This is a genomic window from Rheinheimera pacifica, from assembly GCF_900108485.1.
In the GTDB taxonomy this organism is placed as follows: domain Bacteria; phylum Pseudomonadota; class Gammaproteobacteria; order Enterobacterales; family Alteromonadaceae; genus Alishewanella; species Alishewanella pacifica.
Genome location: NZ_FNXF01000021.1, coordinates 20273 through 39034, shown reverse-complemented (window position 1 = coordinate 39034; position 18762 = coordinate 20273). Strand labels below are relative to the sequence as shown.

Below are 18762 nucleotides of genomic sequence, written 5' to 3'. Positions count from 1 at the left end.
AAAACAAAAAACCGCCGAAATGGCGGTTGTTTGTTTTGGTGCACCCGCCGCGATTCGAACGCGGGACCTCTGCCTCCGGAGGGCAGCGCTCTATCCAGCTGAGCTACGGGTGCACAATCTGCAGTTATGCAGAAGCTGCGCATTATAGACAGCCTTGCCTTGTGTGTCTATCGCTTAGCTGAGCGTTTTTTCGGCACTCAGTTTGCGCAGACGTATTTACAAGTTCGCCGCCTTAGCGCTACAGTGGTATCCGACCTTCTTTTGGTGTAATGCTTTAACTCATGCGCAATACATTTCTGCCTTCTTCCTGGCAATGGCTGTTACTGATAACACTGCTGCTTATTGCGATATTTGCTACCGAAACGTTAGTAAAGCACGAGCAACAACATGCCCGCAGCCAGCAATTACGCCATGAAATTGCCAGTGCAGGGCAATTGCGGGCGCTGATTGAGTCTGAGCTGAATATACCGTTGTACCTTACCATTGGCCTTACTGCCCATGTGCAGGCCCGCAATGGCGAAATTTCGCCGGCCGAAATGCATTTATTACTGCCCGAACTGGTACACCAGGCCCGGCATATCCGCAATATTGGTATCGCGCCTGGCAATACTTTGCGTTATTTGTATCCACTGATCGGCAATGAACAAGCCATTGGCCTGTATTACCCCGATATAAAAGAACAATGGCCGGATATTGAAGCCATTATTGCCCAGCGCGAAGCCCGGCTGGTGGGGCCTATTACCCTGCTGCAGGGCGGCACGGCTTTTATTTACCGCCTGCCGGTATATATGAATGCTAACAGCTACTGGGGCATTATCAGCACAGTGGTTAATATCGATTCAGTATGGAAGCTGCTGGAGCAGCAAACTTCTGAGCAAGAGGTGCAGGTTGCCATTCGCAGCCTGTCGGCTAAAGGCCGTGCCAGTGCAGCGTTTTACGGTGATGAGCGGCTGTTTCATGACGACAGTATGCTGCTTGCTATTAGCCTGCGGGGTGCTTTATGGCAAATGGCCGTGCGCTCGCTTACCCCACCACCAGACCGCACGCTGCCTATTCGTGCCACTGCATACAGCGTAACAGTATTACTGCTGGCGCTGTTGTGCTGGTTGTTTATGTCACGCCAGCATTTACGTAGTAGTGTTGCAGAGCAACAGCGCAACAAACTACAACTGCGCAGTATTATGGATAACGTAGCCGATGCCATTATTACCACCATGCCGGACGGCACTATAGAGCAGGTAAACTTGTCGTGCTACCCGATGTTTGGCTATACAGCGGCCACCCTGCCGGGCATGCACTGGTCTGCCTTATTGGCTGATCCGCAGCGACTGGACGAGTTGTATACGGCCACCTCTACTAACAAAGCAGAATATGAAACACTGGGCCGGCGGCGCGACAACAGCTTATTTCCGCTGGCAATAAGGCGCAGCAATATCCGGCTGCAGCGTCAGGCCCGCCAATTGCTGGTGCTGCGGGATTTGTCTGAGCAACAAAAAACCGAACAGTTAAAACAAGAGTTTATTGCTACAGTCAGCCATGAACTGCGCACCCCGCTAACCTCTGTTTCAGCCGCACTGGGGCTGGCAACAGGCGGCGCCCTTGGCGAATTAAACTCATCACAGCTACGTATGCTGCAATTGGCCCAAACAAACTGCCAGCAACTTACTACGCTGGTAAATACGCTGCTGGATGTAGAAAAGCTGGCCAGCGGCAATATGCAGTTTCAGTTAACTATATTGCCGCTGTTGCCACTACTACAGCAATGTATTAACGACAGCCAGGTACTGGCCCAGCAACGACGTATTGAGTTAGTGCTGCTTTGTCCCCCCGAGCTGCAACAGGCACAGGTGCAGGCCGATAGCCTGCGTTTAAAACAGGTGTTACTGCATTTATTGGGTAACGCAGTAAAGTTTTCACCACCAAACAGCACAGTGCAGGTAAATGTACAGCTGCGCCAGCACCAGCTAAGGGTGGTCATTGCCGATCAGGGGCTGGGTATCAGTGAGCAATTTGTGCCTAAATTATTTAGCCGCTTTAGCCAGGCCGATAGTTCTGACAGCCGCCTGCATGGTGGCAGCGGCCTGGGTTTGGCCGTGAGTAAAAGCCTGATTGGCCATATGCATGGCAGCATTGGTTATATGCCCAATACGCCGCAGGGCAGCTGTTTTTATATAGAACTGCCATTTGATGCATCAATTCAGCCAGGACAGTTGCCCTAAGCCGGTTTTTGTCTTAATTTGTTGGCGTCTGGCTGCAAACTTGGTTTATCGCTGAGTATTTTTGGCATACTCGGTCAGGCAGCCTGCGCTAAGGCGCAATTATTACAACAAAGCTATACATCTTCCAGGGAGATACTCATGCGTAAAACGCTTATCGCCACGGCCGTTGGCACTGTACTGGCGCTTACCGCCTGTTCTGACAACACGGCACCACAACAAACCGACACCACTCAAACTCAGACGCAGCAAGATGCTGCACCGGTGGCCGATGTGACTTCAACTAACCCGTTATTTGCCAAAAGTATGCTGCAGTACGAAGCACCAAACTTTACTGAAATAAAAGATGAGCATTTCCTGCCAGCTTTCGAAGAGGGCATGAAACAGCACATGACCGAAGTGCAGGCCATTGCCAGCAACCCGGAGCCGGCCACCTTTGAAAACACGCTGGTAGCGCTGGAAAAAAGCGGCGAGTTATTAACCCGGGTTTCACGGGTGTTTTATAACCTGGCGGGGTCAGATTCTAACCCGGAGCGGCGCAGCATTCAGTCAGAGTTGGCGCCGAAAATGGCCGCACACTCAGACAACATTAACTTAAACCCACAGCTGTTTGCCCGCATTAAAAACCTGTACCAGCAACGCAACGAGCTGAAGCTCGACAGCGAATCAGTGCGCTTAATTGAAGTGTACTACGAGCGCTTTGTGCGTGCTGGTGCCCAGCTGACTGAAGAGCAAAAAACCGCTATTCGCGCACTGAACGAAGAGCACTCTAAGCTTACTAACCAGTTCTCGCAAAACCTGCTGGCTGAAACCAAAAAAATCGCCGTTATTGTTGATACTAAAGAAGAGCTGGAAGGCTTGTCAGATTCAGATATTACCGCTGCCGCCAAAGCTGCTGCAGATGCCGGCCACGACGGTAAATACCTGCTGAGCATTACCAACACCACGCGCCAGCCGGTATTGTCGCAGCTGAGCAACCGCGAGCTGCGTAAACGGGTATGGGAAGCATCAGCTAACCGCGCGCAAAGCGGCGAAACCGACAACCGCCCACTGGTAGCCCGTTTAGCCCAGCTACGTGCTGAGCGCGCTAAACTGTTAGGTTATGACAACTGGGCCAGCTATGGCCTGGAAGCGCAAATGGCAAAAACACCACAAGCGGTGTTTGATATGCTAGGCAGCATGGTGCCTGCAGTAATCGCTAATACCAACCAGGAAGCGGCTGCCATTCAGGAAATGATCAAGCAAAAAGGCGGTGATTTTGAGCTGGCACCGTGGGACTGGGAATACTACGCCGAGTTTGTGCGCCAGGCTAAGTTTGATCTGGATGAAAACGAAGTTAAACAATACTTTGAGTTTAACCGCGTATTAAAAGACGGCGTGTTCTTTACGATGAACCGCTTGTACGGCGTGACGTTTAAACCGCGTCCGGATTTACCGACCTACCACCCGGATGTAGACGCTTACGAGCTGTTTGATGCCGACGGCACCAGCCTGGCAATTTTCTACGCCGATTACTTTGCCCGTGAAGGCAAACGTGGTGGCGCCTGGATGAGCTCATTCGTTGGTCAATCACATTTAACCGGCCAAAAACCGGTAGTGGTTAACGTAATGAACATTCCAAAAGCACCTGAAGGTCAGCCTACGCTGGTAAGCTATGACCACGTAACTACTATCTTCCACGAACTGGGCCACGGCTTACACGGCATGCTCTCAGACGTGAAATACCCGACTCTGGCCGGTACCTCAGTATCGCGCGACTTTGTTGAGTTTCCATCTACCTTTGAAGAAGACTGGGCAGCACACCCTGAAGTGATCGCTAACTACGCTAAGCACTATGAAACCGGCGAGCCCATTCCGGCTGAACTGTTGCAAAAAGTAATGAACTCACGCAGCTTCAACCAGGGCTTTGACACGCTGGAATATATGTCTGCTGCGCTGTTGGATATGGAATGGCATTCACTGTCGGCAGACGAGCCACTGCAGGATGTTAACGCTTTTGAAGCAGCAGCACTGAAAAAACACGGTGTAGATTTAGCTGCGGTACCACCGCGTTATAAATCTACCTTCTTCTCACACTCAATGGGCGGCGGCTATTCTGCCGGTTACTATGCCTATATGTGGAGTGAAATTTTAGCGGCTGATGCTTACGCTTATGTACAACAACAAGGTGGTTTAAAGCTGGAAAACGGCCAGAACTACCGGAAAAACATTCTGTCTGTCGGTAACTCACGCCCACCAATGGAGTCTTACAAAGCCTTCCGTGGTCAGGAGCCTACTACAGATGCACTGTTAATCCGCCGCGGCCTGAAAACCAAAGTAGATTAATGAGAAATATATAACCGATTCTCATTAAATTGCGTATAAAAAAGCCCGGCTAACTTAGCCGGGCTTTTTGTTGGTGGCCGCTTAATTAACTACCAGCCACCTGCATCTGACTGATCAGTACCGAACCGGTTAATACCCCGCCACGGCGGTCAATGTCGTTACCTACGGCGCTGATATTCATCAACATATCTTTTAGGTTACCGGCAATAGTCACTTCTGATACCGGAAACTGAATTTCGCCGTTTTCTACCCAAAAACCGGCCGCACCACGCGAGTAATCACCGGTTACGGTATTTACGCCCTGGCCCATCAGCTCGGTAACCAATAAACCTTTGCCCATAGTACGGCACAGTTGCAGCAAATCTTCATCACCGTGATTTACCAGCCAGTTATGAATGCCGCCGGCGTGGCCGGTGCTGGCCATACCCAGCTTACGGGCAGAGTAAGTGCTGGTAAGGTAAGTAGTCAGTACGCCCTGCTCTATTACCGCTAAATCGCGGGTTTTTACGCCTTCGCCATCAAACGGGCTGGACGCCAGCGCTTGCTTTAAATGCGGCTGCTCTACAATGGTAATACCCGGCGCCATAATCTGCTGGCCCACTTTACCCACTAAAAAGCTGGAGTTACGGTAAATGGCGCCACCACCAATAGCCGACACTAAATGGCCAAACAAGCTGCTGGCGATATCTGCGCGGAAAATTACCGGCACTTTTTGCGTGGCAATTTTACGGGCATTTAAGCGGGCAATAGTTTCCAGCGCCGCTTCACGGCCAATTTGTTTGGGGTCCAGTAACTGGCTGTACTGGCGTGCTACGGTAAAGCTGTAGTCACGCTGCATATCGTCGCCATCTTCACCTATTACCACACAGCTAAAGCTGTGGCGTGAGCTGGGATAACCCACTAGCTGGCCATGGCTGTTACCATACACCTTTAACCCCTGATGCGTTGAGAACGACGCGCCTTCAGAGTTGGTAATACGTTTGTCGGTGGCAAAAGCCGCCTCTTCAGATGATGCACACAGCGCTATGGCTTCATCGGTGCTGATGCTGTCGGGGTAGAATAAATCCAGATCCGGCGGTGACATTTCCAGCCAGCTGGCATCTGCCAACCCGGCGTGCGGATCTTCAGAAGTATAACGGGCAATATCAGCAGCGGCTTCAACCGTGCGGCGCAGTGCCTGCGGGCTTAAATCGGCGGTAGACGCCGAGCCTTTACGCTGGCCAAAATACAGGCTGATCCCTAAACCGCCATCCTGATTAAATTCTACCGTTTCTACTTCGCCATGACGGGTTTCTACGCTTAAGCCTTTGGTGCGGCTCATCGAGGCTTCAGCCGTACTGGCGCCCAGCTGCTTGGCATGGGCCAGCACTTCAGCTACAGCCTGCTTTACTTCGTCAATTTCCTGCCAGATAGTCGGTTGAGTTACTTGCATAATGTCTGTTCAGCTAAATTATTTGCCACAAGCTTATCATAGTCTGCGTAAGCTGGCTGCTGCTGCGCTGCACTATCATGTATACTTAGCGGCATTATTGTTAAGAGTGAAGCAAGCATGACCGATTTTATTAACGGCGATACCTGGGATGAAGAAGAAGGTAAGAGTAAATCTCAGGTAAAGCGTGAAATGCACGAGTTACAAAAGCTGGGCGAAGAGCTGGTGTCGTTAAGTGCGGCTGCCCGCGCCAAAGTGCCACTGGATGACGAGTTAAAAGATGCGCTGCAGTTGGCCGACAAGCTAAGCAATAAGCGCGAAGCACTGCGCCGCCATATTCAGTTTATTGGCCGCTTAATGCGTACCCGTGAGCTGGAGCCGATAGAACAGGCCTTAGCGGTATTGCGTAACACCAACCAGGCGGCCACACGGCAGTTTCATAAAGTAGAGCAATGGCGCGATAAGCTGCTGGCCGACAATGACACCGTAACCGACTTTATTGCCGCCTACCCTGATGTTGACGTACAACAGTTGCGCCAGCTTATTCGTAATGCGAAAAAAGAGCAGGAAAAACAGCAGCCGCCTAAAGCATTCCGCGAGTTATTCCAGCTAATTAAGCCTTTGATTATTCAAGAATAGCTAGAGCTAGCTGGTGTTACAACTCTGTTGTGCTAACAGAGCCAGATTGGGATGCCGTTGCGCACAGCCACAGACCATTTTCGCGTTAGCGAAGGCGGGTAAGGCATTCGTCAGGAACGAATGCCGTCAGCGCAAGCTGGCCCGCCAGATGAGGGGCAGGATTGCCCCGAATTCCACTGTGGCGAGCACAGCGGAATTCCAATCTCAGCAAGCCTTGCTTAACAAGCCCGACTTAACAAACTTTGGTTAGCCAGCCATGTTTATCTTCAGCCTTGCCCCACTGAATATCATTTAGTGCCTGGCGCAGTGCATTGGTAGTACTGCCGGCTTCACCTGAGCCCACCTGATATTCTTTGCCGTTATGGATCAGCGTACCCACCGGCGTTAATACCGCAGCGGTGCCCGATAAGGCGGCTTCTGCGCCCGGTTTTGCCGCACGTTCCAGCAGTTCATCTACCGTTAGCTCACGCTCGGATACTTTCATACCGCGGTCGCGCGCCAGCGTTAAAATAGAATCACGTGTTACGCCGTGTAAGAACGAGCTATCCAGTGCCTTGGTAATAATTTCGTTGCCGTCGATCAGCAAAAAGTTAGCTGCGCCGGTTTCCTGTACGTCGCCATTAGGGCAAAACAGTACCTGATCGGCCTGCACTGCGGCGCGGGCTTTCATAATGGGCTGCAGTGCACTGGCATAGTTACCACCGCTTTTTACCATACCCATATGGGCGGCACAGCGGGCGTTGTCTTCCAGCAACAAGCGCAGTGGCTTGGCACCACCGGCAAAATAATCACCTACCGGTGATAACAACACATACAGCATGGATTCCAGGCTCGGTGCCGCGGCTTTGCCAATTGAAGCCTCAGTACCGATATGCGTCGGGCGGATATACATAGAACCCGGCGGAGTCGGCACATCTGCGGCATAGTGCTTCACAATATCCAGAATCATCCGGCTTAGCATGGCGCCGTCTACTTTGGGCAGAGACAGCAGCTCGCTGCTTTGCTGCAAACGGTTGACGTTGCGGTCCATGCGGAACACATAAATACCGCCATCAGCGTGGCGAAATGCCTTTAAGCCTTCAAAGCAAGTGCTGGAATAATGCAGCACATGCGCGCCCGGGTGCAGGCGGATGCTGTCAACCGGAACCATTTGTGGCTGGCTCCAGCCGGATTGCTCATAACGGGAGATCACCATCTCTGGGACAAACACAGTGCCAAACGCTGCCATCTTGTTCTATTTCCTGCTGTTGTTTTGGTTTAAATGCCGCCTTCACGCGGCTTTGCCTGTTATTTAGTGCTGGGTGCCACCTACGGTAATGGCATCCAGTTTTAATGTCGGCTGGCCCACACCTACCGGCACGCTCTGGCCCTGCTTACCACACACACCTACGCCGGCGTCCAGTGCTAAGTCGTTACCCACCATTGAAACCTGTTGCATCGCCTCCGGCCCCATACCAATTAGCGTTGCGCCTTTAATCGGTGCAGTAATTTTGCCGTTTTCAATTAAGTAGGCTTCAGAGGCCGAAAACACAAACTTACCGGAGGTAATATCTACCTGGCCGCCACCAAAGTTAGGCGCATAAATGCCTTTTTTCACACTGGCGATAATCTCAGCCGGGTCGCTCTGGCCGGCCAGCATATAGGTGTTAGTCATACGCGGCATCGGCAGGTTGGCGAACGACTCGCGCCGGCCATTACCGGTTGGCGCCACACCCATTAGCATGGCGTTGTGTTTGTCCTGAATATAGCCTTTTAAAATACCGTTTTCGATCAGCACATTGTGCTGGCTGGGTACGCCTTCATCGTCGATATTCAGCGAGCCACGGCGGTGTGCCAGAGTGCCGTCATCAACAATAGTACACAGCTTAGACGCTACCTGCTCACCAATGCGGCCAGAAAATGTTGATGAACCTTTACGGTTAAAATCGCCTTCCAGGCCATGGCCTACGGCTTCGTGCAGTAACACTCCCGGCCAGCCGCTGCCCAGTACTACCGGCATAGTACCGGCCGGTGCATCTATGGCGGTTAAATTAACCTGGGCCTGGCGTATGGCTTCGCGGGCATAATGCTGCCAGCGCGGTGTGCCATCAACAAGCTCGTAGAAATAACTATAATCGGTGCGGCCACCGCCACCGGCATTGCCACGCTCGCGCCGGTCGCCCTGTTGCAGCAACACGGAACAGTTTAACCGCACCAGCGGGCGGATATCACTGCCGTAGGTGCCATCGGTAGCCGCCACCAGTATTTCCTCATACACGCCGGAAATACTTACCATCACCTGCTCGGCGCGGTTATCCAGCGTGCGGATATAAGCTTCAATCTGGTGCAGCAGGGCCACTTTGTCGGTATTGGTTAAGCTTTGCAGCGGCTCGCATGGCAAATAAATATTGCTGTTACTGCTTTTGCTAAAGGCTTTGACACTGCCGTTCTGGCCTTGAGCGGCTATGCCACGCGCCGCTGTTGCTGCCTGCTTTAACGCCGCAGCGCTGATGGTGTCGGCATAGGCAAAACCGGTTTTTTCACCGCTGATAGCTCGCACACCCACACCACGTTCAATATTAAAAGAACCGTCTTTAACCAAACCGTCTTCCAGCACCCAGGATTCATGCACGCTGGATTGAAAATACAAATCAGCAAAATCAAGCTGATGGTCAAATAAATAGCCCAGCGTTTGCTGTAAATCAGCAGCGGTCAGCTCGGAAGCGGTGATCAGATTCTGCTCTGGTGCAGTCATGGTTTGAGCTCACTGTTAAATCGGTTATGTTGCGCCAGCGGCATGCTTTGCCGCAGTTGCACAACGTCAGTTAAATCTATTTTTGCAGATACCCAACCCGTTGCAGTACCGGCATCGGCCAGTACCCGGCCCCAGGGGTCGATAATCAGGCTGTGGCCGTAAGTTTCGCGGCCATTGGCATGCACGCCGGTTTGGTTGGGTGCCAGCACAAAGCACTGGTTTTCTATCGCCCGCGCCCTTAGTAACGTATGCCAGTGTGCCTCGCCGGTAACTTTAGTAAAAGCCGATGGCACTGTCAGCAGGTTCATGCCTTTACTGGCTAACGCCTGCGCCAGGCCAGCAAAGCGCACATCATAACATATAGTCAGGCCAAGCTTTAACTCAGCCAGTTCCACCAGCGTGATTTTCTGCCCCGGATAAGTGCTGGCCGATTCGCGGTAACTGCCGGTGCTGTCACTCACTTCGACATCAAATAAATGCATTTTCTGGTAATCGGCCACTATGCTGCCATCCGGCGCAAATAAGATACTGCTGGCACTAAAACGCTGCGGCTGTGGGCTGCTGGTGGGTAAAGAGCCTGCCAGTAAATACACGCCAAACTGTTTGGCCAGCGCAGAGCAGCCCTGCTGAATAACACCCTGCCCCAACGGCGCCTGATACTGCAATTGCAGACCGTCGCGCCCACCAAACACGGCAAAGCATTCGGGCAGTGCCACTAAATGCGGCAGGCCGTCGGTATAAGTATCTGCCAGCTGTTGCAGGTACAGTGCTACCTGCGCCAGGTTTTGTGCAGGATCAGGTGTACTGGTTAGCTGAATGGCCGATACACGCCAGTTAGCCATGCGGTTTATTCCTTTGCGGGTCTGGTTGCGTTGCCGCCGGCAGCTGAATAATAGCCTCGGGCTGGGCGATCCGCACCGGCACTGGTATTTCTGTACTATGGCGGTTTACTTCGGTAACCACTGGCTGCTCGAAGCTACCGGTAACGGTAAAATTAATTTTCGAAATCACTTCTGCGCTTTGAAACACTTCATCCAGCGCCAGTGCCGCCAGCCCGGTAGCGGGGTTTACCATCCAGGCAATAATCACCGGCAAACTGGAGGTTACTTTAGGTGAAAACGCCATCTGATAATCCAGTTGTTTGCTAACCAAGTCGGCATAACCCTGAATTTGTAAGTTGCCCGGCACGCCATCAATACTGGCATCGCTGGTTTGCGCCACACCTTTTGCAATAGCCAGATTACCGCTCATTTTGTTGTAAAAAAAGCCTTTGGCGAATACGTCACGAAAATCCAACCGCAGTTTGCGCACCAGTGAGTCAAGGCTGAATATAGAAAACAGCCGTGAACCCTGATCGCTGACTTCAGTTAACGAGCCCTCGCCCAGTGTATAACTGACATTGCCGGATAAATCCGCTAAGGCATACTGGTTAGGCGCACCGGGCCAGTTCAGCGCAAACTTAATGTCGGCATTGCTGCCGGCAATGGCGGATGTCAGCTGAAACTCTGCCAGCATGGCGCCAATATTCGGGCTTTGCAGCTTGCCGGTAAACTCACTGTAACCGGCACTGCCGTCGTCTTGCCAGAAACCCTGTACATTTAGCTGGTGTCTTTTATAACGTGCATTAAGTTTGGTGAGCTCCCAGCGCTCTGCGCTACTGTGTGCCTGGGCTTCAACCTGGCCAAAACGATAGTTACCTATGCTGCAATCGGCGCAACTTACTGTTAGCGGTGGTAACTCTAACAGCCAGCGCTGGGCTGTCAGTGCCAGTTTTTCGGTTACTTTGGCGGCCTGCTCACTGGCGCTGACCGTTTCACTCAGTGGCAGGTGCAGGTAATCAAAAGCAGCCTCTATACCCTGCTGCTGCCAGTTTTTGCTAAATTGCCAGCGGCTGGCCAGCTCGGTGCCATTTAACTGTAATTGCCAATGATCCGGCTGTTGCTCAGCGTCAAACACCGTATTGTGCAGCCTGACTCCCGGCGCTACGTCCAGTTGCGCTACCTTACCGCGCACCTGAGCTAAGCGCGGAAAAAATTGCTGCTCGGTATCGCTGGCACTGGCATCCAGCTGCTGCTTTATCAAATCAAACCAGGCCAGAAAATCGAGCTCAGGTAAGTTAATGCTGATAGTAAACTCATCCGCCGCCGGTACGGGTTCTTGCTGGCCCAGGCTAAGGTGGGCGCGACGTAGTTGCTGGGTATCGTGTTGCAATAAAGCATTAAAGTGCAGCTGTTGGGCATTCTTCTGTTTGGCACCATTTTGTTGAGCATAGCCAAGCGCTATGGCAGATTGCGCGCTGTTACCGGTTACGGTTAGCGTTAGCTCTGCCGTTTCATCTTCAGCTTTGGTATAGGGCGCAGGCAGCAACAAAGCGGTGTTGTGCAAATTGCTGCGCAGCTGGGCCTGATAATTTATGTCATCCGCTGCCAGATTCAGCGCCAGCTGCAATTGCCAGTCGGTTGTACCAGCCACCAAGGTAGCAGCCGGGGCATGTAGCGCCTGCAATAATTGCTGGCTGTTCTGGCCGCCATTTAACTGCAGCGCCAGCTGGTAACCATCAGCGGTATTTTCGCCCTGCATGGCGGCCGTAACCGGCAGGCCGCGCCAGCTTAGCTGCAGTTTATCGGCTCGGATGTTGTCATTGGCAAAACTCAGGCTGCCGGTAAGCTGTTGCACCTGCATTGCCGGTGCCTGCAGGTTAAGGCTGGCGTCAGTAAAACTGACCGTGCCGCTGGCCAGCACTGCAGTTTGCTTCAGGCCGACAGCCAGCGTGACATCACCGTCGGCCAGCCCTTGCGCGCCCAGGTGCTGCAGTGTTTTACCCAGGCTATCGTGTAACGGCGATTGCAGCATTAACGCCGTAACAGCACTGGCTTGTACCTGGCGCTGAATATGGATATCCAGGGTTTGCGCATCAAACAAATCCGGGATCACGGCGCTAACGCCCTGTTCAAGTTCAATGCCGTTTAAGCTGCCCGCTGCAGACTGAATAGTCATGGCGGCATTTTCAAACCACAGCTGCGCGCTTAAATCTTCTATTTGCGGCCAATCGGGGGCGAAGGCGAAACGGCCTTGTTCCAGTTGTGTCAGTACCTGAAACACGCCTTGTTGTTCGGTGTAAGGAAACTCGGCCGGTTTACCCTGCCATAGCATAGTGGCGTTGTTTACCCGGCCACTGATAATGGCGTCGCTCAGATATTCGCGCACACTTTGCGGCATATACCGTTGCGGAAAATAATGCGCTGCCCGGCTGGCATCAAGCTGCTGCAACCGGGCCAGAATGCTTAGCTCGTCGGTTAGTTTTATACTGGCGTCTAACTGCAAATCGGCACTGTGCATACTCAGCTGCGGTATACTCAGCTGCCAGTTACCGGCTACGTTGTGTAAATACACCCGGGCCGACAACACATCGTAAGCAGTGGCCTCACTGAACAGGCCATCCCAGCTTAGCTCACCGCCTAAACTTTCAAGCTGTATTCTGGCCAGCGTTGGCGTGGCAATAAAATCGCCGCGCATATTACTGACACCGGGAATATCGCCCTGTGCCAGCGAACTGACATTATCTAACCGGCCCTGCAGCTGCCACTGTTGATCGGCAAAGCGCCATTGCAACTGCTGTATGTCACCGGCGGGCTGATACGCCACCAGTTGTTGCAAAATACTGATATCGTCTGCCAGCAGGTTCGCCAGCGGCGTAACGGCGTTAAGCGAAAAGTTATTTACCTGCCCCAGCCACTGTTGTTCGCTGCGCTGCAACTGAAACTGCAGCCCTTGCCAGCGCTGTTGTTGATCCGACAAGGTTAACGGGCCGGAATGCAATACCCAGCCATCTGCTGCCGGCTGCCATAACAACTGCCCCGGGCCCAGTTGCAGGCTATGGGCTGTGTCGCCGCGGTGCCAGCTTAAGCTATTATCGGCCAGCTCTACCTGTATCCGTTGTAGCAAACCTTTGTCTACCTGGCCCCAGGCTTTAAAATTGATGCTGGCCTGCTGCAGTTTCTGGCTGGGTGGTAACAGGGTACGAAACCATGGCAGTACGTCCAGCTTGTCGCTTTCCAGATACAGCTGGCCGCTGGCATCGTCCAGCGTATCGCCGTGTAAATCGAGAATAAATGACACCGTATTGGCTGTAACACCAGCCAGTGCTAAATCGCCGTAGCCCTGATGCCGGTTGCCGCGGTTAGCCCAGTCCAGCTGTTTAATATCTACAACCAGATCCGGGTTGTGATCATTTTGCAGTATCAGTTGGCTGTCTACTACAGAGAAATAGGTCAGCTGCTGAAAAAACAATTGCTCCAGCGCAGCAAAAACAGGGGCGCTGTCCAGTGCTGCCGCGCCTTCACTGCTTAGCAGACTGTCGGCGTCAATATAGTACTGCAGGCCACTCAATTCAAAATGTTGCGCAGTCAGTTGCCAGTTTCTCAGGCTGCGCCAAAAATCCAGCCGTACCCGGGTTTCACTGATACTCAGTTGTAATTGGCCGGTACTATCCAACAACTTAACATCTCGCAGCAACAGCGCCGGGCCATACTTTTGCCAACCGGCACTAAGCTCGCCAATGCTGACATCGGCGCCGTAACGGCTGCTAATCAGTTGTTCAATATGGTGCTTGTAACTGTCGGCATGTGGCAGGGTGTAACGCAAAACGGAGATCAACACAGCCAGCAGCACCAGCGTAACAGCCAGTGCCAGCCAGAACTTATGTAAACAATAAAAACATACCCGTTTTGTGCGTTGCACTACATCATCACCACATCAAATTGTTCCTGCGTGTATAAAGGTTCAGTGTGAATACTGATTTGTTTACCAATAAACACCTGTACTTCGGCCAGGCTGTGAAACTCGTCGTTGGTTAAGGCATCTTTTACTGCCGGCGACACATATACGACAAATTTGTCGGCGGCATAAGCCCGGTTTACCCTGACGATTTCGCGCAGCACTTCAAAACACACCGTTTCAACGGTTTTTAAACTGCCACGGCCCTTACATACATGACACTCTGAACAGAGGATATGTTCCAGACTTTCGCGGGTTCTTTTACGGGTCATCTCTATCAGACCCAGTGCCGAGAAGCCGTGAATATTGGTTTTGGCTCTGTCACGTGCCAACGCCAGCTCTAAACTATGGTATACCCGGCGTTTATGCTCTGCGCTTTGCATATCAATAAAGTCGATAATAATAATACCCCCCAGATTACGCAGCCGCAGTTGACGGGCAATAGCCTGGGTAGCTTCAGTATTGGTATTAAAAATGGTTTCTTCTAAATTGCGATGGCCAACAAAAGCACCGGTGTTGACATCTATGGTGGTCATCGCTTCGGTTTGGTCGATGATCAGATAACCACCGCTTTTTAGTGGTACCTTGCGCTCCAGCGCGCGCTGAATTTCATTTTCAACATCAAACATATCAAAAATCGGCCGCTCACCGGGGTAATACTCCAGCAATGGCGATAAATGCGGAATAAACTCTTCGCAAAACGCGGTCAGTTGCTGGAAGGTCAGCTTGGAATCTACCCGTACCCGCTCCAGATCGGCGCCAACAAAGTCACGCAAAATACGGTACGTCAGAGTTAAATCTTCGTAGACCACGCCTTCTTTACGGGTTTTTTGTTTACGTTTAACTATTTTGGCCCACAGCTTTTTCAGGAATCTGGCGTCCTGTGCCAGTTCTTCAGCGCTGGCACCTTCGGCAGCAGTGCGCACGATAAAACCACCGCTGTCGTCCAGGTTCTGGCTGACAATATCTTTTAAACGCTGACGCTCGCCTTCGCTTTCCAGCCGCTGCGATACGCCAACATGCGGCGAACCAGGCATAAACACCAGATAACGCGACGGCAAGGTAATGTCGGTAGTTAACCGCGCGCCCTTGGTGCCCAGCGGATCTTTTACCACCTGCACCAATAAGTACTGCCCTTCGCGCACCAGCACACGGATATCCTTGCTGACTGCCGGTTTGGTTTCCAGCTCGGCCAGGCTATCGTGCTGTACTATATCTGATGCATGTAAAAACGCGGCTTTATCCAGGCCAATATCAACAAAAGCAGCCTGCATGCCTGGCAGCACCCGGCTGACTTTACCGACATACATATTGCCAACCAAACCTAATTTGGCCTGACGCTCTATATGCAGTTCCTGCAGTACGCCGTTTTCGATTAAAGCAACCCGGGTTTCACTGGGTGTCACATTCAGTAGTAGTTCTGCGCTCATACCGGCTCCTGCCACTGCTGCAATAATTGTTCGGTTTCACATAATGGCAGGCCCACTACGGCGGTATAGCTACCATTAATGCGTTGGACAAACTTTGCCGCCAGCCCCTGAATACCATAACCGCCGGCTTTATCGTGCGGCTCGCCACTTTGCCAGTAGCTGTCAATATCTTGCGCCGTTAATGTCCTGAAATACACTTCAGTGCTAACCAATTGCTGCAAAGTGCGCTCACTGCTTACAAGCGCCACGGCTGTCATCACTTTATGGCTGCGGCCAGACAATAACTGCATAGTGCGGTTAAACTCGGCAAAATCGGCTGGTTTACCCAAAATTTCATTATTGGCTACTACTATAGTATCGGCGCCCAGCACAGGCATTGCGGTGGTTAAACATGCCAGCCCGGCCAGCGCTTTTTGCCGCGCTAAGCGGGTAACATACAGCCTGGGGGCTTCATTTGGGTAGGGCGTTTCGTCAATATCAGCTTTCACCAGCTGAAAATCTACACCGAGTTGCGCCAGCAATTCACGCCGGCGAGGAGAGGAAGAGGCTAAGGCAATACGTGGATAACTCATTGAATTTTCAACTGTCGGCGATAGCGCCGCAGTAACCAGAACAACCAGGGCCATACCAGCATACCGGTAACAACCGGCCACAGATACTGCGGCATAAAGTATACGCCGGTTAGAAAATGGCTAAGCCAGAATAGCAGTAACTGATACAGCGCCAGCAATAACCCCAGCAGTAAAGACTGCTGCACCACGGAGAAATTACGGATCTTAAGATGGTGCTGGGCAACAATAAAAATCACCACCGAAAACGCCAGCGCATTAACACCCAGCACAGTGCCCACCAGCACATCAACAATAAAACCACTGAAAAACGCCGTACCAACACTGATCCGCTGCGGCAAGGCCATGGCCCAGTACATCAGCACCAGCAGTACCCAATCGGGCCGAGCCAGCTTTACCAGTTGCGGCATAGGCATCACTGTCAGGATCAGCGCCACAAATAACGACAGATAAATAAAGCCAATGCGGCCAGCTTTTCGCATCAGGGTTGCTCCTGTGGTACAGCGCCAGCCGCGGGTTCTTCTGGCGGCTCGGGCATGCGCGGCGTATTGGATAACAATAGTACATGGCGGATGCGATCGAGTAAGGCGTAAGGCTCAGCATACACCACCATAAAAGGTTGGCTGGCGTCCTGGCTTATTTTCGCTACCCTTGCTACCGGGTAGCCTTCAGGGAAACGGCCATCCAGCCCGGACGTTAACAACCTGTCGCCTTCGCGGATATCAGTACTGTGTGGCAGGTGCATTACGCGCAGTGCATCCCACTGGCCCAGGCCTTCAACAATAGCGCGCACACCGGTACGTTCTGCCCGTACTGCTATGGCATGGGTATTATCAGAAATCAGCAGCGCCCGGCTGCTGGTGGGGCCTACGCTGACAATCTGGCCAACAATGCCCTGATCATCAATTACTGCCTGATGCTCGGTTACGCCATCTTTAGTGCCTTTATTCAGCACTACCTGATGGCTGAACGGATGGCTGTACACCGCCAGCACTTCTGCCACCAACCGTTTATCTTCAATTACCGCAGAAGACCCCAGCAAAGCCCGCAGTTTTTCATTCTCTTGCTGTAAATAGCGCAATAGCTGTAACTGGCCACTTTGCTGCAGCAGGGTTTCTTTTAAACGGGCGTTTTCGTCCAGCACGGCCTGCTGCGACATAAATTGTTCTGACGCGCCGGAAAACAGGGTTTCCGGCAAGCTGGCCACATAAAACAACGGGCTTACTGCGGTAGTAAGATAACTGCGAAGCTGGGTTGAACTGTCGGTGTAACGGTCAAGAAACATCAGCCCAGCACTGCACACTACGGCCAGAAAAAGCCGCAGTGGCAGTGACGAGCCCCGACTATAACTTTGATTCATAACGCTGCCTGCACCGGCGATGGCTCAGTTAGTCATAACTGAACACATCACCACCGTGCATATCGATCATCTCCAGTGCCTTACCGCCACCACGCGCCACGCACGTTAGCGGGTCGTCAGCCACTACTACCGGAATACCGGTTTCTTCCATCAGTAAACGGTCCAGATCGCGCAGTAAAGCACCACCACCGGTTAGTACCATACCACGCTCAGAAATATCAGATGCCAGCTCAGGTGGTGATTGCTCCAGCGCAACCATAACGGCACTGACAATACCGGCTAACGGCTCTTGCAGTGCCTCTAAAATTTCATTGCTGGTCATGGTAAAGCTGCGCGGCACACCTTCGGCCAGATTACGGCCGCGTACCTCAATTTCCAGTACGTCATCGCTGGGATAGGCTGAGCCAATTTCAGTTTTAATGCGTTCGGCAGTGGCTTCGCCGATCAGAATGCCGTAGTTACGGCGGATGTAGTTAACGATGGCATCGTCAAACTTGTCGCCACCAATACGCACCGAAGACGAGTACACCACGCCGTTTAACGAGATAATGGCCACTTCAGTAGTACCACCACCAATATCAACCACCATAGAACCGGTAGCTTCTGATACCGGCAGGCCGGCACCGATAGCCGCAGCCATAGGTTCGTCAATTAAATACACTTCGCGTGCACCGGCCCCCTGGGCAGATTCACGGATCGCCCGGCGTTCTACCTGGGTAGAGCCACAAGGCACGCACACCAGCACACGTGGGCTGGGGCGCAGAAAACTATTGCTGTGCGCCTGACGGATAAAATGCTGCAGCATTTTTTCCGTGACGTAAAAGTCGGCGATAACGCCATCTTTCATCGGTCGGATCGCTTTAATGTTGCCGGGGGTGCGCCCAAGCATACGTTTTGCTGCATGGCCTACCGCCGCAACACTTTTTGGCCCGCCAGCACGCTCCTGACGAATTGCAACAACTGAGGGTTCATTCAGTACTATGCCCTGATCTTTAACGTAAATCAGTGTATTGGCAGTACCCAGGTCGATAGATAAATCGTTTGAAAAGAGGCCACGCAATTTATTAAACATGAAGAAACCGGATCCTTATAAACCTGAGCCGCCAAAGGCAGGTCAGCACTGCACCGCACTAAGGTCGCAGCAATGGTAAATATAGCGGCGTTTATTCTAAGTAACTCGCCAGCGTGTGAATAGCCTTATCTTACATTTTTGTGCAATTAAACCAAGTATTGCCTGCATTTATCTGTCAGCAACCACTTACCAGCGCTCAGCCTGCATTAGGC

13 protein-coding genes and 1 tRNA gene are annotated in these 18762 nt (G+C 52.2%); 3 read left to right on the top strand and 11 right to left on the bottom strand.

Annotated elements, in window-relative coordinates:
* Positions 1-36 precede the first annotated feature (36 nt).
* A tRNA-Arg gene (locus BLW68_RS18985) sits at positions 37-113 on the bottom strand.
* A 168-nt stretch (positions 114-281) separates the two neighbouring features.
* Between BLW68_RS18985 and BLW68_RS18980 the strand changes: the two genes are divergently transcribed.
* On the top strand, positions 282-2219 hold the full coding sequence (locus tag BLW68_RS18980; protein WP_092796654.1) for an ATP-binding protein: 1938 nt from the start codon (positions 282-284) through the stop codon (positions 2217-2219).
* A gap of 138 nt (positions 2220-2357) precedes the next feature.
* A complete protein-coding gene (locus BLW68_RS18975) occupies positions 2358-4541 on the top strand; it encodes a M3 family metallopeptidase (RefSeq protein WP_092796652.1) in 2184 nt (727 codons plus the stop codon).
* Positions 4542-4626: 85 nt separating this feature from the next.
* Here BLW68_RS18975 and pmbA read toward each other — a convergent pair whose 3' ends face one another.
* Positions 4627-5973, bottom strand: coding sequence for a metalloprotease PmbA (pmbA, locus tag BLW68_RS18970; RefSeq protein WP_092796650.1), 1347 nt, complete (start codon positions 5971-5973; stop codon positions 4627-4629).
* Between the two features lie 117 nt (positions 5974-6090).
* On the opposite strand from pmbA, the gene yjgA reads away from it, so the two are divergent.
* Positions 6091-6609 carry a ribosome biogenesis factor YjgA gene (gene yjgA / locus BLW68_RS18965; RefSeq protein WP_068227546.1) on the top strand — a complete coding sequence of 173 codons (519 nt, stop codon included), beginning with the start codon at positions 6091-6093 and terminating at the stop codon, positions 6607-6609.
* A gap of 232 nt (positions 6610-6841) precedes the next feature.
* Here the strand turns inward: yjgA and BLW68_RS18960 are convergent, their stop codons facing one another.
* From BLW68_RS18960 to BLW68_RS18920, 9 genes are all read right to left on the bottom strand, one after another.
* Positions 6842-7837: a branched-chain amino acid aminotransferase gene (locus tag BLW68_RS18960; protein ID WP_092796648.1), complete on the bottom strand. Its 996-nt coding sequence runs from the start codon at positions 7835-7837 to the stop codon at positions 6842-6844.
* 63 nt (positions 7838-7900) lie between these two features.
* Positions 7901-9343 carry a metalloprotease TldD gene (gene tldD, locus BLW68_RS18955; RefSeq protein WP_092796646.1) on the bottom strand — a complete coding sequence of 481 codons (1443 nt, stop codon included), beginning with the start codon at positions 9341-9343 and terminating at the stop codon, positions 7901-7903.
* Entirely contained in the window at positions 9340-10185 is an 846-nt protein-coding gene (locus BLW68_RS18950) for a carbon-nitrogen hydrolase family protein (protein ID WP_092796644.1), read from the bottom strand. The genes tldD and BLW68_RS18950 overlap by 4 nt, the downstream gene beginning before the upstream one ends.
* A complete protein-coding gene (locus BLW68_RS18945) occupies positions 10178-14083 on the bottom strand; it encodes a YhdP family protein (protein WP_092796642.1) in 3906 nt (1301 codons plus the stop codon). The genes BLW68_RS18950 and BLW68_RS18945 overlap by 8 nt, the downstream gene beginning before the upstream one ends.
* Positions 14083-15549: a ribonuclease G gene (gene rng, locus BLW68_RS18940; protein WP_092796640.1), complete on the bottom strand. Its 1467-nt coding sequence runs from the start codon at positions 15547-15549 to the stop codon at positions 14083-14085. Before rng ends, BLW68_RS18945 begins: the two co-directional genes overlap by 1 nt.
* Positions 15546-16175, bottom strand: a complete 630-nt coding sequence (locus BLW68_RS18935) for a Maf family protein (RefSeq protein WP_331162512.1) — start codon at positions 16173-16175, stop codon at positions 15546-15548. Before BLW68_RS18935 ends, rng begins: the two co-directional genes overlap by 4 nt.
* Positions 16118-16600: a rod shape-determining protein MreD gene (gene mreD / locus BLW68_RS18930; protein WP_092796636.1), complete on the bottom strand. Its 483-nt coding sequence runs from the start codon at positions 16598-16600 to the stop codon at positions 16118-16120. Before mreD ends, BLW68_RS18935 begins: the two co-directional genes overlap by 58 nt.
* Positions 16600-17478, bottom strand: a complete 879-nt coding sequence (mreC, locus tag BLW68_RS18925) for a rod shape-determining protein MreC (protein ID WP_092796634.1) — start codon at positions 17476-17478, stop codon at positions 16600-16602. The genes mreD and mreC overlap by 1 nt, the downstream gene beginning before the upstream one ends.
* Before the next feature lie 28 nt (positions 17479-17506).
* Positions 17507-18550, bottom strand: coding sequence for a rod shape-determining protein (locus tag BLW68_RS18920; RefSeq protein WP_008219881.1), 1044 nt, complete (start codon positions 18548-18550; stop codon positions 17507-17509).
* Positions 18551-18762 lie beyond the last annotated feature (212 nt).

Coding starts and splice junctions, on each gene's coding strand:
- BLW68_RS18950 (WP_092796644.1), bottom strand. CDS start 10,185: ATGGCTAACTGGCGTGTATCGGCCATTCAGCTAACCAGTACACCTGAT.
- BLW68_RS18920 (WP_008219881.1), bottom strand. CDS start 18,550: ATGTTTAATAAATTGCGTGGCCTCTTTTCAAACGATTTATCTATCGAC.
- BLW68_RS18935 (WP_331162512.1), bottom strand. CDS start 16,175: ATGGCCCTGGTTGTTCTGGTTACTGCGGCGCTATCGCCGACAGTTGAA.
- BLW68_RS18975 (WP_092796652.1), top strand. CDS start 2,358: ATGCGTAAAACGCTTATCGCCACGGCCGTTGGCACTGTACTGGCGCTT.
- pmbA (WP_092796650.1), bottom strand. CDS start 5,973: ATGCAAGTAACTCAACCGACTATCTGGCAGGAAATTGACGAAGTAAAG.
- BLW68_RS18960 (WP_092796648.1), bottom strand. CDS start 7,837: ATGGCAGCGTTTGGCACTGTGTTTGTCCCAGAGATGGTGATCTCCCGT.
- BLW68_RS18980 (WP_092796654.1), top strand. CDS start 282: ATGCGCAATACATTTCTGCCTTCTTCCTGGCAATGGCTGTTACTGATA.
- tldD (WP_092796646.1), bottom strand. CDS start 9,343: ATGACTGCACCAGAGCAGAATCTGATCACCGCTTCCGAGCTGACCGCT.
- rng (WP_092796640.1), bottom strand. CDS start 15,549: ATGAGCGCAGAACTACTACTGAATGTGACACCCAGTGAAACCCGGGTT.
- yjgA (WP_068227546.1), top strand. CDS start 6,091: ATGACCGATTTTATTAACGGCGATACCTGGGATGAAGAAGAAGGTAAG.
- mreD (WP_092796636.1), bottom strand. CDS start 16,600: ATGCGAAAAGCTGGCCGCATTGGCTTTATTTATCTGTCGTTATTTGTG.
- mreC (WP_092796634.1), bottom strand. CDS start 17,478: ATGAATCAAAGTTATAGTCGGGGCTCGTCACTGCCACTGCGGCTTTTT.